Source organism: Agarivorans sp. B2Z047, assembly GCF_023373605.1.
Lineage (GTDB): Bacteria > Pseudomonadota > Gammaproteobacteria > Enterobacterales > Celerinatantimonadaceae > Agarivorans > Agarivorans albus.
This window is the reverse complement of sequence record NZ_CP088080.1, coordinates 1,958,711-1,975,868: the sequence shown is the minus strand read 5'-3', so window position 1 is coordinate 1,975,868 and position 17,158 is coordinate 1,958,711. Positions and strand designations below refer to the sequence as shown.

17 protein-coding genes are annotated in these 17,158 nt (G+C 44.4%); 9 read left to right on the top strand and 8 right to left on the bottom strand.

Annotated elements, in window-relative coordinates; genetic code table 11:
- Window positions 1-21 precede the first annotated feature (21 nt).
- Genes LQZ07_RS09130 through LQZ07_RS09120 form a run of 3 tightly spaced genes read right to left on the bottom strand, consistent with a single transcriptional unit; the run spans window position 22 to window position 3,374 of the window.
- A complete protein-coding gene (locus LQZ07_RS09130; protein WP_152779448.1) occupies window positions 22-1,971 on the bottom strand; it encodes an ATP-dependent DNA helicase RecQ in 1,950 nt (649 codons plus the stop codon).
- A gap of 28 nt (window positions 1,972-1,999) precedes the next feature.
- The gene (locus tag LQZ07_RS09125; RefSeq protein WP_152779450.1) at window positions 2,000-2,740 is read right to left on the bottom strand and encodes a DUF3307 domain-containing protein; all 741 of its coding nucleotides are present in this window, start codon (window positions 2,738-2,740) and stop codon (window positions 2,000-2,002) included.
- Window positions 2,712-3,374, bottom strand: coding sequence for a hypothetical protein (locus LQZ07_RS09120; protein WP_152779452.1), 663 nt, complete (start codon window positions 3,372-3,374; stop codon window positions 2,712-2,714). The genes LQZ07_RS09125 and LQZ07_RS09120 overlap by 29 nt, the downstream gene beginning before the upstream one ends.
- Before the next feature lie 578 nt (window positions 3,375-3,952).
- Here LQZ07_RS09120 and LQZ07_RS09115 point away from each other — a divergent pair.
- From LQZ07_RS09115 to LQZ07_RS09095, 5 genes are all read left to right on the top strand, one after another.
- Entirely contained in the window at window positions 3,953-5,413 is a 1,461-nt protein-coding gene (locus LQZ07_RS09115) for a polysaccharide lyase family 7 protein (protein WP_152779454.1), read from the top strand.
- Between the two features lie 684 nt (window positions 5,414-6,097).
- A complete protein-coding gene (locus tag LQZ07_RS09110; protein WP_152779456.1) occupies window positions 6,098-6,508 on the top strand; it encodes a DUF3806 domain-containing protein in 411 nt (136 codons plus the stop codon).
- A 113-nt stretch (window positions 6,509-6,621) separates the two neighbouring features.
- Window positions 6,622-7,155, top strand: coding sequence for a hypothetical protein (locus tag LQZ07_RS09105; RefSeq protein WP_152779458.1), 534 nt, complete (start codon window positions 6,622-6,624; stop codon window positions 7,153-7,155).
- Window positions 7,156-7,265: 110 nt separating this feature from the next.
- Window positions 7,266-7,862, top strand: coding sequence for a hypothetical protein (locus tag LQZ07_RS09100; protein ID WP_194164048.1), 597 nt, complete (start codon window positions 7,266-7,268; stop codon window positions 7,860-7,862).
- 67 nt (window positions 7,863-7,929) lie between these two features.
- A complete protein-coding gene (locus LQZ07_RS09095) occupies window positions 7,930-8,334 on the top strand; it encodes a GFA family protein (RefSeq protein ID WP_152779462.1) in 405 nt (134 codons plus the stop codon).
- A 206-nt stretch (window positions 8,335-8,540) separates the two neighbouring features.
- Here the strand turns inward: LQZ07_RS09095 and LQZ07_RS09090 are convergent, their stop codons facing one another.
- From LQZ07_RS09090 to LQZ07_RS09070, 5 genes are all read right to left on the bottom strand, one after another.
- Window positions 8,541-9,749 (bottom strand): MFS transporter, encoded by a 1,209-nt coding sequence (locus LQZ07_RS09090; RefSeq protein ID WP_152779464.1) that lies wholly within the window; start codon window positions 9,747-9,749, stop codon window positions 8,541-8,543.
- Window positions 9,750-10,181: 432 nt separating this feature from the next.
- The gene (locus LQZ07_RS09085; RefSeq protein WP_152779468.1) at window positions 10,182-11,675 is read right to left on the bottom strand and encodes a cell wall metabolism sensor histidine kinase WalK; all 1,494 of its coding nucleotides are present in this window, start codon (window positions 11,673-11,675) and stop codon (window positions 10,182-10,184) included.
- Entirely contained in the window at window positions 11,665-12,366 is a 702-nt protein-coding gene (locus LQZ07_RS09080; protein WP_016402779.1) for a response regulator transcription factor, read from the bottom strand. Before LQZ07_RS09080 ends, LQZ07_RS09085 begins: the two co-directional genes overlap by 11 nt.
- Before the next feature lie 82 nt (window positions 12,367-12,448).
- The gene (locus LQZ07_RS09075) at window positions 12,449-13,156 is read right to left on the bottom strand and encodes a spondin domain-containing protein (protein WP_152779470.1); all 708 of its coding nucleotides are present in this window, start codon (window positions 13,154-13,156) and stop codon (window positions 12,449-12,451) included.
- A gap of 13 nt (window positions 13,157-13,169) precedes the next feature.
- The gene (locus tag LQZ07_RS09070; protein WP_152779472.1) at window positions 13,170-13,868 is read right to left on the bottom strand and encodes a spondin domain-containing protein; all 699 of its coding nucleotides are present in this window, start codon (window positions 13,866-13,868) and stop codon (window positions 13,170-13,172) included.
- Window positions 13,869-14,304: 436 nt separating this feature from the next.
- Here LQZ07_RS09070 and LQZ07_RS09065 point away from each other — a divergent pair, with 436 nt between their 5' ends.
- From LQZ07_RS09065 to LQZ07_RS09050, 4 genes are read left to right on the top strand one after another with little or no spacing between them, the layout of a single operon-like run.
- Window positions 14,305-15,093, top strand: a complete 789-nt coding sequence (locus tag LQZ07_RS09065) for a transporter substrate-binding domain-containing protein (RefSeq protein ID WP_016402776.1) — start codon at window positions 14,305-14,307, stop codon at window positions 15,091-15,093.
- An 11-nt stretch (window positions 15,094-15,104) separates the two neighbouring features.
- The gene (locus LQZ07_RS09060) at window positions 15,105-15,773 is read left to right on the top strand and encodes an amino acid ABC transporter permease (RefSeq protein WP_016402775.1); all 669 of its coding nucleotides are present in this window, start codon (window positions 15,105-15,107) and stop codon (window positions 15,771-15,773) included.
- A 12-nt stretch (window positions 15,774-15,785) separates the two neighbouring features.
- Complete coding sequence (locus tag LQZ07_RS09055; protein ID WP_016402774.1) at window positions 15,786-16,436, top strand: amino acid ABC transporter permease; 651 nt, start codon at window positions 15,786-15,788, stop codon at window positions 16,434-16,436.
- Window positions 16,423-17,151 (top strand): amino acid ABC transporter ATP-binding protein, encoded by a 729-nt coding sequence (locus tag LQZ07_RS09050; RefSeq protein WP_152779474.1) that lies wholly within the window; start codon window positions 16,423-16,425, stop codon window positions 17,149-17,151. Before LQZ07_RS09055 ends, LQZ07_RS09050 begins: the two co-directional genes overlap by 14 nt.
- The last annotated feature ends 7 nt before the right edge of the window (window positions 17,152-17,158 follow it).

The following is a 17,158-nucleotide window of genomic DNA, read 5'->3' as shown; positions in this document are numbered from 1 at the left end:
CTCCGCTGTTAAGTAAGCTTATTAACCAAGCTGCTCCCACAAACTCTCTACTTGTTGCAAGGTATTTGCGTATGGCTGTTTTTCACAGCAGGCAAACCCAGCTAGCTGGCGAAGTTTAAATTTTGTAGACCACGGACTGGTCACCCCAGTTAAAAATCGACAGGCCATTATGGGGCTAAGCAGCGCTTGTTGGCTGGCACTTAAATGTTGTTTAAGCTCTTGTAAGTAATTAAACACTTGAGCATCGTCTAGCTGCTTAAGCGGCGCAGAATAACTCAACTTAGCCACTTGCCCGCGGCATACACTACAATGGCCACATTGTGCGGGCGCGTTGTGGTCATCAAAGTAACGCGCTAACTGGTAACTTAAACAAGAATCTAGTTCAAAGAAACGAACCAACTGGGCAATTCGCTTAATCTCTTTAGTTTGCGTATCGTTGAAGTACTGGCTTAAACGGCTGGCAAGTTGAGGGTCGGCCAAACCCGCTGCGTTTACTTGATATACCTCGGTAATCTTCTTGGTTTCTAACTCGATTAAGCCCTGCTCTGCCAAATACTCTAGCGCGGCCACTACTCTGGAGCGCTCTGCTTGATACTGCTGATACAGGCCATCAAAGTTAAGACTACCCCATATTTTTTTCATTTGAGTATGAGCAAAAATTGCTTCTATAAACAGTAAGCGCTCACCAGAAAAGCGCGCTAGCACTGCGCTTTTGTCTACTAAGAACTTGTACTTAAAATCAGCATAATAGGCATATAAAGGCTTAATAAGACCTTGAATCTCTAATTGCACCAATAGGGTTTTTAGTGGCAGTTGGCGAATATTAGTAAGGCTAGACAGGCTGTTGATTTGCACTTCCCATTGCTCGCCTTGAGATTCAGCCTGAATGTTTGCCAACAAGGCTTCTATGCCACTTTGCTCAGGCGTATCGCCGTATACAAAGTTCTCCACCGTGGTTAAACCGTCTAAATTCGCCAAGGTTAAACAGTGCGAAAGCTGGCCATCGCGCCCTGCTCGGCCAATTTCTTGGCTGTAGTTTTCTATTGATTTAGGCAAATCAAAATGCAATACAAAACGTATGTCGCTTTTATCTACCCCCATACCAAAAGCTATGGTGGCCACCACCACCTGTACTTTGCCCGCCATAAAATCATCTTGCGTTTGTTGGCGTTGCTCATTGGCAAAACCAGCATGATAGGCAACTGCGTTTACGCCTTGTTGCTGTAAAAAGCTTGCCACCTGTTCAGCGCTGTTTTGCAAGGTAACGTAAACGATGCCTGCACCCGATTGTTGGCGAATAAACGCTAATAGCTGTTGCTGTTTATCGTTGCTACTGCAGGCTTGCACGCTTAAATCTAAGTTGTTTCGATAAAAGCCTGTTTGCACGATGTCATCTTCTGCTATAGCAAAGCGCTTGGCCATGTCTAGCTTAACTTTTTTGGTGGCCGTGGCGGTTAATAGCAGCACTAAAGGAATGTTAAGTTCTTGGCGATATTGCGGCAGCTTTAAGTAGTCGGGGCGAAAGTTATGCCCCCATTCAGAGATACAGTGCGCTTCGTCTACCACCAACATAGACACAGCTACCGATTCAATAAACTGACGAAAACGCTCGTTCTTAAAACGCTCAACCGAAACCATTAATATTTTAGTTTTGCCACTGCGCACCTCACTCATTACCTGCTTACTTTGTTCCGCAGTTAAGGTGGAATCTAAACTGGCTGCAGCAATGCCTTTAGCCTGTAGAAAAGCCAGCTGATCTTTAATCAAAGCCAATAAAGGAGACACCACCAAAGTAAGGTGTGGCAGTTGCAAGGCGGTAAATTGATAACATAACGATTTACCCGAACCTGTGGGAAAAATCGCTAAACAAGAACGCTGAGCCAACAAGCGCTCCACCACCGGAGCTTGCCCTTGGCGAAACTCATCAAAGCCAAAGGTATTTTTTAGTTGTGCAGATAAAGCATCGCGCATTGTAATAGGTTCTTTTGTTTAGGCATGATTAGAGAATATGGAACAAAGCGTGAGCCGCAAGGCCAATAAACACGCTGGCGGCAACACTAAGTAAAGTACCCAGCATTACATATTCGGTAAGTTTTCGATCGGTATGATCTTTTAGGTCGCCAAAACGAAAAATCGATTTGGCGGTAACAATAAAGCCAATTGCGGCAAATTGATTGAGCAATACACAAGTAAGCACCAAACTGCGCTCTACCATGCCAATCGCCTGCCCAGCCATGGGTAAGTTTTGCTTTGGCTGTTCAGTAAGTGGGCTCCAGCGCTGCAAGATTAAACCAAGCACCTTTGAACATGGCCCCCAAATAAGTAAATAAGCAAAAATAATTACTAATACTTTGGCCTGCATCGCTTGCTCGAAGAGCACACTCACTAGCGGCCAGGCTTGGCTTAGCTCCACAACCAATAGCAACAATACTGCAAGCTGGGCTAGTTGCTGGCCAAGATAATAACGGCTTCTATCGGGCAAGTAAGCACTTACCCCAGCAATTAACACACTGGCGATAAACAATGCCGCTATAGCTGCTAATAAAGGGCCAAGTGCTGATACAAAAAACATGCTTATGCCTGCAAACAACACCGTGATAAGCAGGGCGCGAAAATACAAACCACCAGCTGCAAACTTACTTTGCTGAATGGCTTCTAGCCAAGAGTTTGGTAAACAATAAAACTCTAACAACAGATAAGCTAAGCCAATACTAAGAGCGAATTGCGCCAGTGTTTCCATAATAAAACTCTTCCATAAGTTGGATAAAAAACAGTTTATATTCTTCTAGCAATTGGTACTGAGACTGATTGAGCAACTTGGTGGCATTAACCCGCGAACTATTAAGTTGCGCCGCCAGTGCTGCGTGGCTTGGCTCAGTGAGCTGCCAGTATAACGACAAGGCTTGCGCTTGTTTAATGGTAAGCTCTTGCACTTGATGGTCGGCAAATTTGGTCAGCAATTCAATACGTTGCGTAAACTTAGTGTCGTTGCTAAATATTCCCAAATAGTGGCGTTTAAGACTATCTAGTCCGCGCCCAGATAATACAAATGCTTCACCATTTGAGCGTGACACAAACTCTGCCAAAGGATCAATCTCGCCAATACCGATCCCAATACGTGCATCAAAAGCTAAGTTTTTATCGCCAGAGGATTTTAAATCTAAACGAATTGCTAAAGCACATTCTAATGCTTGGCGTGGATCATTTAGCACCAGCTGAAAAGCATCACCGCGAAAAATTTCGTAGCGACATTGGTAGCGTTCGCTGGCTAAAGCCAAACTAGCACTTAATCGCTGCAAAATTTTTGCAAAATCTTGGCTGTTTAACTCGCTAGAGCCAACCAAGTCCCCAGTAAGAACGGCTACCTGCTGCATAGTATTATCCTCTTCATTGAGAACAAGGTAACTCAAATTGGTTACCTTGTAAAATGTAACCCAAATAAGTTACATACAACAAAGTAACTTGTTTATTACCCGCTAAGCACATCGACCAGCATTCAACAAACTTAAAGCCCATATAAATCATACAATTTTAGGTTTTTGTATAGGTGACAAAAGAGCCTTCAATTCAAACTTAACCAGTAACCCAGCTTAAAAAGGCTAAAAATCCACCAAATAAGGCTAAAACTGGTAAACCTTGCTTTAGCTTAAAAAACAATCAAAGCAACATTTAATTTCATATTTGTATGACTAGTTCACAAAATAACAACAATTGTATTATAAAAACACATTATTGCAGTACGTCGCTGATTTTTTCATCATCAACAAAGCTAACATCAAATTTCATAAACAAATCATCACGTTTATGAACGCTGTTGGTCATTTACTTTTAAGCAGTTGGTAAGCCGTGGCCTGCAGAAGGCTGGGCAACTAAGGATAAACCCGCTCGTCTTAGTCTGCCTTAATGTAACTTCACAATAAGCAACAAGGTTTTACAAATAAGGAAATGAGTAATGAAACCTATTGATAAATGCACTGATTCGAACAAGACACTCGTTAATGGTAAAGCACTAAAAAAATCACTTTGCTTTGTTGTTCTAGCGCTATCTTCTTCGTTGGCGACTGCTGCAACTTTCAACATGCAAAAGATGGAAACGGGCTACTCAATTGACGGTAACGGCGGCGCTGTTCAAGGACAGCAGCTTTACCTATGGACAACCAAAACCACCAATGTAAATCAAAACTGGGTGCAAATTAGCCATGGAAGTGGTTACTACTCTTACAAGAAAGAGGGTACTAGCCTTTGTTGGGATGGTGGAACGGGTGGTGCTAAGCGTCAAGCCGTTACCCTAGAGGTATGTGATTCCAGCAACTACGACCAACACTGGAAGAAAGTTAAAGTAACCAGTGGCACCGAGATCTACCGTTTTGAAAAACGCAATGCACCAGGCTTTTCTATCGATGGCAATGGCGGCGCCGCACTGCGCCAATCACTCTACCTTTGGACATCAAGCAGCGGCAACATTAACCAGCAATGGGAGCTAACCAGAACCGATGATACATCTGGCGGCGGCTCAGGTGGCGGTAGCGGCGGTGGTGACCACAATCTAGATGCGTCTAAAGCACCTTCTGGCAATTTTGATCTATTGGATTGGTATCTAAGCATTCCAGTAGATGAAGGCGACGGTTACGCCACTTCAATTAAAGAAGTAGAGCTAGCGGCAAGTTACGAAGATAGCTACTTCTACACCGGTAGCGACGGCGGTATGGTGTTTTACACGCCAGTTAAAGGGGTAACAACCTCTAGTGGTACCAAATATGTACGCACCGAATTACGCGAAATGCTACGCCGCGGAGATACCTCGTATTCAACAAGCGGTAAAGACAACAACTGGGCATTCTCAAGCATACCAAGTAGCAGCCAAAGCGCCTTTGGCGGCATTGACGGCGTACTAGACGCCACCCTTGCGGTAAATCACGTGACCACAACAAGCTCAAACAACGAGCAAGTGGGCCGAATTGTGATTGGGCAAATTCATGCTGAGGGGAACGAACCTATCCGCCTTTACTACCACAAACTACCGGGTAACAGTAATGGTGCTATTTACTTTGCCCACGAAACGTCGAAATCAGACGGTGGTAACGAAACGTGGTACAACCTACTAGGCAGCATGGTGAGTTCAAACGGTGATTTAAACAGCACCTCTAACCCATCAAACGGTATCGCCTTGAACGAAGAGTTCTCTTATACCATTACGGTGAATGGCGACTCACTTACTGCCAAGATCAGCCAAAATGGTAGCCAGCTCGCCAGCAAAACTATCAACATGTCTGGCAGTGGTTACGATGATTCCAGCAACTACATGTACTTTAAAGCCGGCATCTACCTGCAAGACAACAGCAGTAACGATAGCGACTACGCAAAAGTCACTTTCTACAAATTGACCAATACTCACGATAACTACAACCCATAAGTTGAGCTATCAGGGTATCTAACAAGCAGACAAAGGCCGCTAGTTAAGCGGCCTTTTTTATGTTTTAAAAACAACAATTTGTAGATGACTAGGTTTAGCTAAAGTAATGGATAGCTCGTTTATGCCCTTTTATGTGTTAGCTATAGAGTAAAAGCTTTCGCCTGCGGCGACGTCATTAAGCTTCAACGAGCAAAGCTTAGCTAAGCAAAAAGAAAACTCGCCCTGCATCTTCTTAGATCCTCCGTTGCGCATTCACAAGGGAGTTGAAGTAACTCGTTACGCTCAAACAGACTTCAACTCTGCTCCCTTGTTTATTTGCGCTACTCGGCGAAGATGATGGGATTGAAAAGCACAGTCTTGGCTATCTAGTGTGTGAAACGTTTTGCCCCGTTACGTGTTACCGCTCCCTCAAAATTACTATTAGTAAACCTATGTACCCTTAATCTTTTCACTTTTATGGACGAAGCACTGTAACTATACACATGTGAACTGTGATTCCTTCTTTCCACAAAGGCTTGCATTCTTTATTGCTGATGCTTTTGTTATTTTTCGAGCTAGGTGGCTGATGCAGCTTAGGAAAGGTGATAACCTTGGTTTTATCAAATGTGTGATAAGAGGAAAAACCCCTTGTTTAAACAAGGAGTTTTTCCTCTTAATAAACTGTTACGTGGTACGAGGTGATTCATGCAAAATGGCTTGATAAATATATCTCCAGAAAAAGAAGATTGGTTTGCTACTCCCCGTAGCAATGGCATGAAATTGCTAAGAAATTATGCATCTACTGATGTGGTTACACCAGAGAACTTAGATATAGCTTTTAACAACTGGTCTGAGTCCGCAAGTGATAAAAAACCGCCAGAAATTGTCGTAGGCTATGGATTGGGAGTCTTGTTTGGTGACTATATGCTCAAACAGACGGGTGGTAAGTGGATGGCTGCTACAGATGATCAAGACTTTGAGCTGGCAGTACTGTTCGACAATGGAGCAGTTGCTTATCCAATAGATAGTGTGTGGAAAAGGATGCCAAAGAATGCTGATGAAATTGCGTTCTTTGAACCTATATGGAACGTAATCACTCGTGAACTATCCACATAACAAACCAACCCACGCGGACGGATTTTCGCAGGCTTTCGTTGTTCCGCTCTTAGTTTAACCTGCTCAATCCGCCCATGGTTGGGACGTTATGTTTATCCTCATGGGAGGCAAATTTGGTACGTAAAACAGTAATCAATGAGTTTCACCTTTTTGAGATAAATATAAAGGGTACGCTTAGCTATTTGTTGCTAAAAAACACTACGATTGACCCTCGTTCAATTCAAGAAGATGTTTTTAGTCAGCATTCAAAATTAGCACGACAGCAAGTGGATGTATTGCTTAAATTTCATTTATCCTCTCTCGGAGGATCACCTCAAAAAGTGAGTAAAATTGGAAGCATGGAAGTGTTTCCAATAGGGGAAGAGCTATATTCTGATCTAAAAAAACAAAAGCTTGAGGTCAAACTCATACGTTACTCGAATAATAGCTCTCTGATTCTAGGTACTGCTGAGAGTGACGAAGCGTTTTTAGAGGCTTATTTTGATGATATTGACGATTATGGTGAGGGTTATAGCTCGATAGTCGAAACATACATTGTTCATTTTATGCCAAGTGTAAACTATAGGCACCTGAGTGATATCGATAAGACTTTCGCTAATTGTACGGTATATGACTATGAAACAAAGTCTTGGGTAGCACCAAGGTAAACAAAAATAACAAAGCATTTAAGAGTGATTCGCAACGCTTGCCATTTTCGCTTCGCTCAAGTTTAGCCAAACGATGCTCACACCTTAACGCGGCGTTAGGGCCACAAGATATGTCAACTGAATACGAAAAATACATGGACGCTGTGTTCTGGATAGACGAAACAACGTCAGGTCTTGTTATACCTGCCGATGAAAGGTCGTTGTTGGCTTCTGGCTGTTTTGATGTGGCTCTAGAGCATCAGGCAGCAATTGGTCTGTTGTACTCATCTCAGCTATATGGTTCTGTCATGTCGATTTTGAGAGTACTAACAGAGTCAGTCGTAAGAGGGTTATGGATCCTGTACTGTGCTAGTGACATAGAATTGAAGAAGTTTAAGAAGAGAAAAATAGATAAATCCTTTGGTACATTGGTGTCGGAGTACGAAAGTAAGATTGATGACAAAGATTTTGTTCTCTCTAAGTTCAAAGGTGTCGCTTGGAAGTCAATGAATGATTTTACTCATACCGGCTTTATGCAGGTCAGTCGCAGGCATCTACCAGGAAAAATTTCAGCTGACTACGATGCAACAGAACTAAATCATGCATTGGGCGTTGCCGGAGCCCTTGGATTTATCGCAGCTGGGCAGTTAGTCGGTATGGCTGGGCGAGCAGACTTAACTCAGCCATTCTTGGATAAAATGCAGGATTATGGCAATGTTCAGCCCTAACAAGCCAATTCAGCCGATCGCTGACGCTCCGGCTGATTGAAGCGTTATGAAACGAGGAGGCTTCAACATGATCAAAAAGGTTGGCAATACGAAAGTTTTGCCCAAACATAAGGCGACTTGCCATTGTGGTTCGGTAGTTTTAGAGCTTACGTTGCCTAATGGTATAGAAAACCCAAGACGCTGTGACTGTTCAATTTGCAGAAGAAAGGGTGCTATTGTAGGTTCTGTTGACCTTAGTGGTATCCAAATCCTCAAAGGTAAAGAATTTCTCAAGCTCTATCAGTTCAATACAAATACAGCGAACCACTATTTTTGTTCAAATTGTGGTATTTACACTCATCACCAAAGGCGTTCAAATCCTAACGAATACGGCTTTAACATAGGTTGCTTGGAAGGAGTTAACCCGTTTGACCTTGGCGATGTGGTGACTAAAGATGGGGTAAATCACCCAGCGGATAGAAAAGCTTCATAACAATGCATTCAAGAGCGATTTCGTAACGTGCGCTGGTTTCGCTTCGCTCAAGTGTAGCGCACGTTACTCCAAGCCTTAATGTGGCGTTAACACCAACTGTTCCATACTTTCGCTAATCCGAAACACCATTGAATAAGTCATCACCCAAACACGCTTTTGTCCAAAGACGTGTTAAGAAGAGGTAAACCTATATCACCCTGATAGGATCAACTCGCAGTTGCCAAACGCATTACCGGTTTATCATTAATCGGCAAATGAATCAGTGCTGCAATAAAAGCTAGTGCCACAGTTGACCACCATATAGGTTCGTAAGAGCCGTAGTAATCGTAAATACGCCCACCTACCCAAGCACCTAAAAAGCTACCAATTTGATGCGTAAAAAACACTAAGCCATACAAGGTGGATAAGTAGCGAGCGCCAAATATTTGCCTAACCAAACCCGAGGTAAGCGGCACAGTACCTAACCAACAAAAGCCAATAGCGCCACCAAATAATGCCGCTGTGCTCTCGGTCACCGGCAAACTCACAAAACCAGCGATCACGATAGTTCTCATAAGATACAAGGCCGACATAACATGGCGCTTGCTAAATCTGTCGCCCATTACGCCCCAAAAATACGAGCCAAAAATATTGAAGATCCCTACATAGGCCAAAGCCATGGCCCCGGTTGTGGCACTTAAGTTTTTATCGGCCAGATAACTCGGCAAGTGAGTGGCAATAAACATCACATGAAAACCACAGACAAAAAAGCCGGCATAAATAAGCCAATAACCTTTATGAGAAAACGCCTCTTGTAAGGACTCTTTAAGGGTTTGCTTATCATCTAGCACCGTTTGATTTTCAGTACTAAGTTTAGCGGTTTTCATAAACATGACAAACGCCACCATTAAGGCGCATAACAAAGCAAAAGCTTGCAGAGCTTGCTGCCAACCCATTTGGCTTAGCATAAGTTGCGCACCTGGGATCATTGCAAACATACCAAAGGAGCCTGCCGCAGTAGTTAAGCCAAAAGCCTTTGCAGCATGTTTTGCTGGCACAACTTTAGCCACTGCACCTAATACAATCACATAGCTCGTGGCGCTAAGCCCTAACCCTACCAATGCACCCAAAGATAGATACAACATGCTAGGAAGCGTGGCGATTGAGCTTAAATATAAACCCAGCGCATAGGCAGCCGCTCCCAACACTATTACTCGTTTTGCTCCCCACTTATCTGCAGCCATCCCCACAAAAGGTTGGAACATGCCAAACAACAGGTTTTGCAAAGCAATGGCAAAGCTAAAAAACTCTCTGCCTAACTGAAAGTGCTCTGATACTGGCATCATGAAAATACCAAAGGACTGGCGAATACCAAGTGAGATAACCAAAATACCAATGCCTAGCCAAACCAATGCAGGAAAGCGAAAAATACTCATGTAAACCTCTTACTTAATGATGAGAATGGTGGTGAGAGTGATGTTGCGAGGCATCATCATTAATTTGATGGCAGCCGCTATTCATAGCCTGTTCAGCCAACAGCTTTAATAAACCTGGCGAGTGATGCACAACAAGCAACGTTAAGCTTAATAACAGCAGTATTCTCAGCATTTGAGCCAGAATAGATTGCGAAAACATAAGGTAATTTATTTGCTGGTAACCAAAAGAAGCGCGGAGTGTACGCAGTTCTGTTTCCTCAAACTAATGAATTTAACTCAAGAAACATATGCGCAGAACGCGTAGTTTAATCAGAAGTTGTATAGAGCAAGAAGCAGCCACGAGAAGAAGTTAGAAACTGCACAAACCAGCGCCTAACTATCAACATTCACTGGGCTACACCGATAAGCGCCAGCCCAGTGAAAAGTGCAGAATTACATAGGTTTATCTAGGGTAAAACAAAAACGGGTGCCTTCGCCTAAGGTGGACTCAACGCTAATTGATGAACGATGCAGTTGCACTATTCGTTTAGCAATGGCCAAACCTAAACCGCCATGTGAACTTTTATCTTTAGCTCGATTGGCCGCCCGATAATGGGCGTCGAAGATATGTGGTAAATCATCGCTGGGGATCCCAGTGCCCGTATCACTTACGGTAATGGCTAACTTATTGCCCTGCTCTGCTTGGTCGATTGTTACTTTAATCTCGTCGCCTTCGCTGCAGTGACGGATCGAGTTCTCCAACAAGTTGGTAAACACTCGCTCAATACGTTGAATATCGGCGCAGGCGACTAAGGATGGATCTTGCGGCTCTACACTCATTACCACCTGTTTTTTCTGGGCAGCTAACTCGAGCTTTTGAATTACGTCTTGCGCCAACTCCGCAATAGCGACTGACTCTTCATTAATCGTCGCTTGGTCACTATCAAGGTGGGCTAGCTCAAATAGCTGCTCCACCAAGCTCGAGGTTTTACGCGCGCTACTTAAAGCCACTTTAATTAACTGCTCACCTTCTTCCGGAGATAAGTCTCGGTGTTTTAACTGCCAAGTTTCTAAGTAACCTTGCAGTGATGCTAGCGGTGTTCTCAGGTCGTGAGAAACATAAGAAATAAGCTCTCGGCGCAATTGGTCGGTGTCTTTAACCTTTTGATATTGGCCCTTAATGGTGGTGGCCATATCACTAAAGGCAGCGCCTAGCTTTTGCACTTCATCGTGAGAGTTATTTTGCCAATGCCCTGCAATGTTGGCGGTTTGCTCCAAACCAACATGCTGAAACTGATCAATATCCTTGGCTAAGCGACGCAGTGGTTTGGTAAGCAAACCAAAGATAAGAAAAACCACCAACAAACTAAAACCTAAAATGAACAAAAGCCCCAGCATGCTTAATTTCATAATGTGACTGCTTTGCAGCAGCTCGGCAACGCTGTCGTAGATCTCGCCACCAATGATGATGTATAGATAACCTTTTAAGCTATTGCCTTCGCGAATTTCGGCCACCGAAAAAATCTTACTTCTTGAGGGAGAACGAGGGTCGTCGCCAATAATCGGCATGGCTCTAGACCCGTCGATAAAATCTCGAATTGGCTTTAGATCTAATTGCCGGCGTTTGATTTTGCTGGGATCGGCTGAGTAGGTCACCACCTTGCCGGCGGTATCAAGAATGTAGAACTCAAAACTTGGCCCTAAGATCATCATCGAATGAAAAGCCTGCTTTATCGCTTTCGGATCAAGCTCTCCATCTTTAAACAATTGGCTTTCGTAAACTAAATGTTCGGCTAATTGTAAATGCAGTTTTTGTTCAATTTCGTTTTGATACTGCTGCGAGCTTTGATGAGCCAAGCCCAGTAACAAGCCACCCGCTAAAATAAAACACACCACCACGGCCAGCATCAGCTTGCTGTAAAAAGAACTGATAAATCTAAACATCATTAAACTTGTACCCTACTCCCCACACAGTTAGCACGTATTCAGGATTAGAAGGGTCGCTTTCTAACTTGGTGCGTAGTCGATTGATATGCGAATTTACGGTGTGCTCGTAGCCACTGTGTTTATAGCCCCAAACTTGGTCTAATAGCTGAGCTCGGCTGAATACTAAACCCGGTGACTTGGCCAGATGCAGCAGTAAATCAAACTCGGTAGAGGTAAGCTCCACCGCCTGATTACGCACCGATACTTGGCGACGACCAATGTCGATGGATAAGTCCTTCCACTGCATGGTAGTAGCATCAGTTTGTTGCTGGCTTTGCACTAGCATATCAACGCGGCGCAACATGGCTTTCACTCTTGCTTGCAACTCGCGCACGCTAAAGGGTTTAGTGAGGTAGTCATCTGCGCCCATTTCTAAACCCACTACCCTATCGGCCTCTGAGTCGCGTGCGGTGAGCATTAAAATTGGCGTATTGTGTTGTTGGGCGCGAAGTTGCCGACAAATGTCTAAACCGTCCATGCCGGGTAGCATTAAATCAAGCACGATTAAGTCGAAGTTATCGCTGCTGGCTTTGGCGTAACCTTGCGCGCCATTCTCGCAGCTTTCTACTTGATACATCATGTCGTTTAGATTCATGGTGATCAGGTTATTAATATCGTGGTCGTCTTCAATGACCAGGATCCGCGGGGACATATAGGCTCCTTTCCTTGTAATGAACGACCACAATGAGTAAGGCACTCACCCGCACCTAAGTACGGGTGTAGTGTTCTCTGCGCTAGTTGGTACGAGTAATCACTACTCTTCCCACAGTGCCAGACAATCGATGATCTGGCAGCAATACTGACGCAGGGTCGTCGGCTTGTGTAACTAGACCGGGATGACGCGAAACTTTATTCATTACATCATCACGTGCCGCGTTAAATCCTTCACCGCCATCAGCTGGGCCAGGAATCGTTCCCACTGCTTCGCTGTTTTGCTCGGTTCCTGCATCATAGGCTGGCAAACTGTAGGTCATGCTATCACCCACCATTAAGCCACCAATATCAATACCATTTAGCCCGGTAAATGCATCGTTAGTATTCACCATCATAGTGGCTAGTGATAGTTGCATATCGCTGCGCTCACTTGCACTAATCATTAAGGTTTCATAAGCGCCTGGGCCAATAGCGCCAGCACCAGTTACTGCTACATTATCATCGGTAAACATGTCTGCTAACTGGCTAGCGTCGCCGCCTTCAGCCATGGTTTCTAGAGGAACACTAGCAGAAGTGCCTAGCGACCATAAACTGATGGTTGCACTATGAATACCCACTACAGCTGGTGATAAGGGCTGCGCCGAGGTGTCGTTGTAAATGGTTACTTCATACTCTAGCGTATCTGGCTCAACCACGACGATTTTCTCGTCATCACTGCCACATGCACTTAGTCCTGCCGCCATTACCGCTACGGCCAAGGCTCTCTTACTAAAACTTGAGATAGCCATAGATCCTCCTTAATTACTTAACGGTAACAACCACTTTTGCAACTGGGTTTAACCAGCGGTGAATACGGCTGTCTAGGTCACTCATGCCGCCCGTTGCATCTTGGTCACCCACATTACCAGGGTGAATATGAATGTTGGTATTGCTTGATGCTGTAGCTACGCCACTGCCGCCAGTTCCACCATTCATGCCAGGGTTTGCAGGAATACCCGGTGTACCAGAAGCTCCGCCGCCATTTACAATCTCATCGTTGGCTTCGGTGCCGGCGTCGTAACCATTCATGTAGAAGGTATAAGTACCTGCTTCACTTGGAATTTCCCAGCTGTCTTTACCTACAAAACCATCATTGGTTGGCAGTAACATGGCAACAATACTCAGATGGGTGTTGCTGCCAGTATCTAGGTCACTCACCATCACATAATCGGTTGGTGCTAATAAACCAGCCGCTGGATTAGCTGATGACACTGCGCCAATACCGTCGGCAATAGTGACTAAACCAGAGATGTCTCCACCTTCTGCCATCATTTGTAGGGCTGGCGATGCCGCTGAACCTACTTCAAATAGGTGGGCGTCAGAAGTATGTGCAGTTACTAATAAAGGGGTGTAGTAAATACCTTGCGTTAAGTTAGTAATTTTAACGTCTACTACCGCGGCTTGGCTTAATGTACTTACAGCAATAAACGGCATTGCTAACAGAGATGACTTGAGATCCATGGTTCGCTCCTTTTGCGGTCCTTATTTAACAGTCAAATCCAGTATAAGAAGCACATGTCCCAACCAATTCACGAACTTATCACTTTTCTATCACAGGCATTAAAGCCCATTTAAAACAAATAGTTAAACTCAAAAATTTGTTTTGAAAAACGAGATTTAGACAAATATTTTCGATTTGTTTCAAATAAACTCACAGATACCACTTTAGTAGTAATTTGTGCACCAAACAGATCCCGAACAGCACCAAGATGGGTAAATATTAAACACTGCCCGCTAGATCATCTTCACCCCCCTATCAAGCTGATATATATAACTATATGTTTTTAAATGAATTATTAAATACTTACCTAACCGCCGTCTTGATGGCTCGTACGTTGCAGATAAAAAATAAAAGATTCATTCGTTTCACAACAAGTAAACTCGCTAAGGAAGCTTTATGTATACCTTCAAAAAACTATTTGCTAGCGCAGCCATTTTACTTTGCGCTCTAAGCAGCACCGTAAGCCATGCCGACCAACTAGCTACTTTAATGGAGCGCGGCGTATTAAAAGTAGCCGTGCCACAAGATTTCCCTCCGTTTGGCTCGGTGGGGAGTGATTTGCAACCCATGGGTTATGACATTGATATGGCTCGCTACCTAGCAGAGCAACTGGATGTAAAACTAGAATTAGTGCCAGTAACCAGCGCTAACCGCATTCCTTACTTACAAACCCGCAAGGTTGATTTGGTTATTTCTAGCCTAGGTAAAAACGCCGAGCGTGAAAAAGCCATCGACTTTAGTGATGCATATGCACCATTTTTCCTTGGTGTATTTGGCGCCGCTGAGGTTAGCGTTGATTCTGCGGAGCAACTGGCAGGAAAAACCGTTGGTGTTACCCGTGGCGCGGTAGAAGACATAGAGTTAAGCAAATTGGTGGATAGTTCTACCACCATTAAACGTTTTGAAGACAATAACACCACCCTGTCAGCTTACTTATCAGGCCAAGTAGAGCTTATTGCCACCGGTAATTTAGTTGCCACAGAAATTGCCAAACGCGTTCCAAACCGTAAGCCAGAGACTAAGTTCTTACTTAAAAACTCACCATGTTATGTAGGTGTACTTAAAGGCGAGCCAGCACTGGTTGCCAAAGTAAACGAGCTAATTGCTAAAGCAAAACAAAGTGGTGAGTTAGAGAAACTCTCGCTTGCATGGTTTAAAACATCGTTACCTAAAGAGTTGTACTAAAGGAGCGCGCCATGAGCTACCAACTAGACTTTAGTGGCTTACTGCCCTACATGCCTGAGCTTGCCAAGGGCTTACTCACCACTGCCGAGCTCACCTTGTATTCAACCTTTGCTGGGATCTTGCTCGGTACTGCTGGGGCTGCAGGTAAAATAAGTAATAAAGCTTGGTTGCGCTGGCTCATAAGCGCCTATGTAGAAGTGATTCGCAATACACCGTTTATTGTGCAGTTATTCTTCATCTTTTTTGGCTTGCCAGCCTTGGGGGTAAAACTAAGTGCTTGGCAAGCGGGCTGCTTGGCCATGGTGATTAACCTAGGCGCCTACCTCACCGAGATTATTCGTGCAGGTATAGAAGCCACCCCTAAAGGCCAGTGGGAAGCGGGTAAAACCTTAGGCTTAAGCCACTGGCACATTTTTAGCCGCATAGTATTACCCACTGCGTTTCAACGTATCTATCCGGCCTTAGTTAGCCAATGCATTATCGTGATGCTGGGCTCGGCGGTGGTCTCGCAAATCTCTGTCGAAGAGCTCACGTTCTCAGCCAACTTTATTCAGTCGCGCAACTTTTTAAGCTTTGAATCTTACTTGCTCACCGCACTGATTTATTTGCTGCTAGCCATAGCCATGCGCCAACTGTTTGAGCTGGCCGCACGTCGCCTTTTCAAAAACCCTGCATTGTAGGAGTAGTTTAATATGATGCAATTTACCGATTGGGACATCTTACGCAACCTGCTACTGGCAGCGCGTTGGACGGTCTTGTTATCACTCATTGCCTTTGCCAGCGGTGGCTTAGTTGCCCTACTGCTAACCTTTATGCGCATAAGCAAAAACCCCGTATTAAGCGCCTTCGTTAAAGGCTATGTAGAACTGTTTCAAGGCACACCTCTGTTAATGCAGTTGTTTGTTACCTTCTTTGGTTTGTCGCTAATTGGCATTGATGTGAGCGCTTGGAGCGCTGCCATCATTGGTTTAACTTTGTTCACCAGTGCCTTTTTATGTGAGATTTGGCGCGGCTGTATTGAATCTTTACCCAAGGGCCAATGGGAAGCCTCTCGCACCTTGGGTTTGAGCTTCTTTCAAACCATGCGCTACGTTATTTTGCCGCAAGCACTGACCGTAGCCATCGCTCCTACCGTAGGCTTTTCGGTGCAAGTGGTGAAAGGCACTGCACTCACATCCATTATTGGTTTTGTAGAGTTAACTAAAGCCGGCACCATGCTTAACAATGCCACCTTCCAACCCTTTAAAGTGTTTGCCTTAGTGGCAGCGCTGTACTTTTTGTTGTGTTTCCCGCTGTCTTTATACAGCAAGCATTTGGAGAAGAAGCTCAATGTCACTGGTTAGTATTGAACAAATTCATAAGTATTACGGCCAACACCATGTGCTAAAAGGCATAGACTTAAAGATAAAGGCTGGCGAAGTTATCTCTATTATTGGCCGCAGCGGTTCTGGAAAAAGCACCCTATTGCGTTGCATTAATGGCTTAGAACCCTTTCAAAGTGGTGCCATTATTGTAGATAAACAAGCGGTAAGCGAAGACGAAAAACAGCTTAGGCTACTTAGCCGTAGTGTAGGCATGGTGTTTCAAAACTTTAACCTCTTCCCCCATATGACCGCTGGCGAAAACATTATGTTAGCGCCCAAGTTAGTACTGGGTAAAAGTCAGCAAGAATGTCACGAGCTAGCAAAAGAAGTGCTAGAAAAAGTGGGTTTAGCCGACAAGTTTGATCAATACCCCACAAGCATGTCGGGCGGCCAGCAACAACGCGTGGCCATTGCTCGCTCTTTGGCTATGTCGCCTAAAGTATTGCTGTGTGACGAAATCACCTCGGCCCTCGACCCTGAGCTGGTAGGTGAAGTACTCAAAGTACTTGAACAACTGGCCGCCGAAGGCATGACGCTAGTTTTAGTCACCCACGAAATGAACTTTGCTCGCGACGTTGGTGATAGAGTGGTCTTTATGCACCAAGGAAAGGTGTGGGAAACCGGCGACAGCAAACAGGTATTTGCTCAGCCACAAACCACCGAGTTACAAAGCTTTATTTCTGCAGTGTTATAAGCTGTAA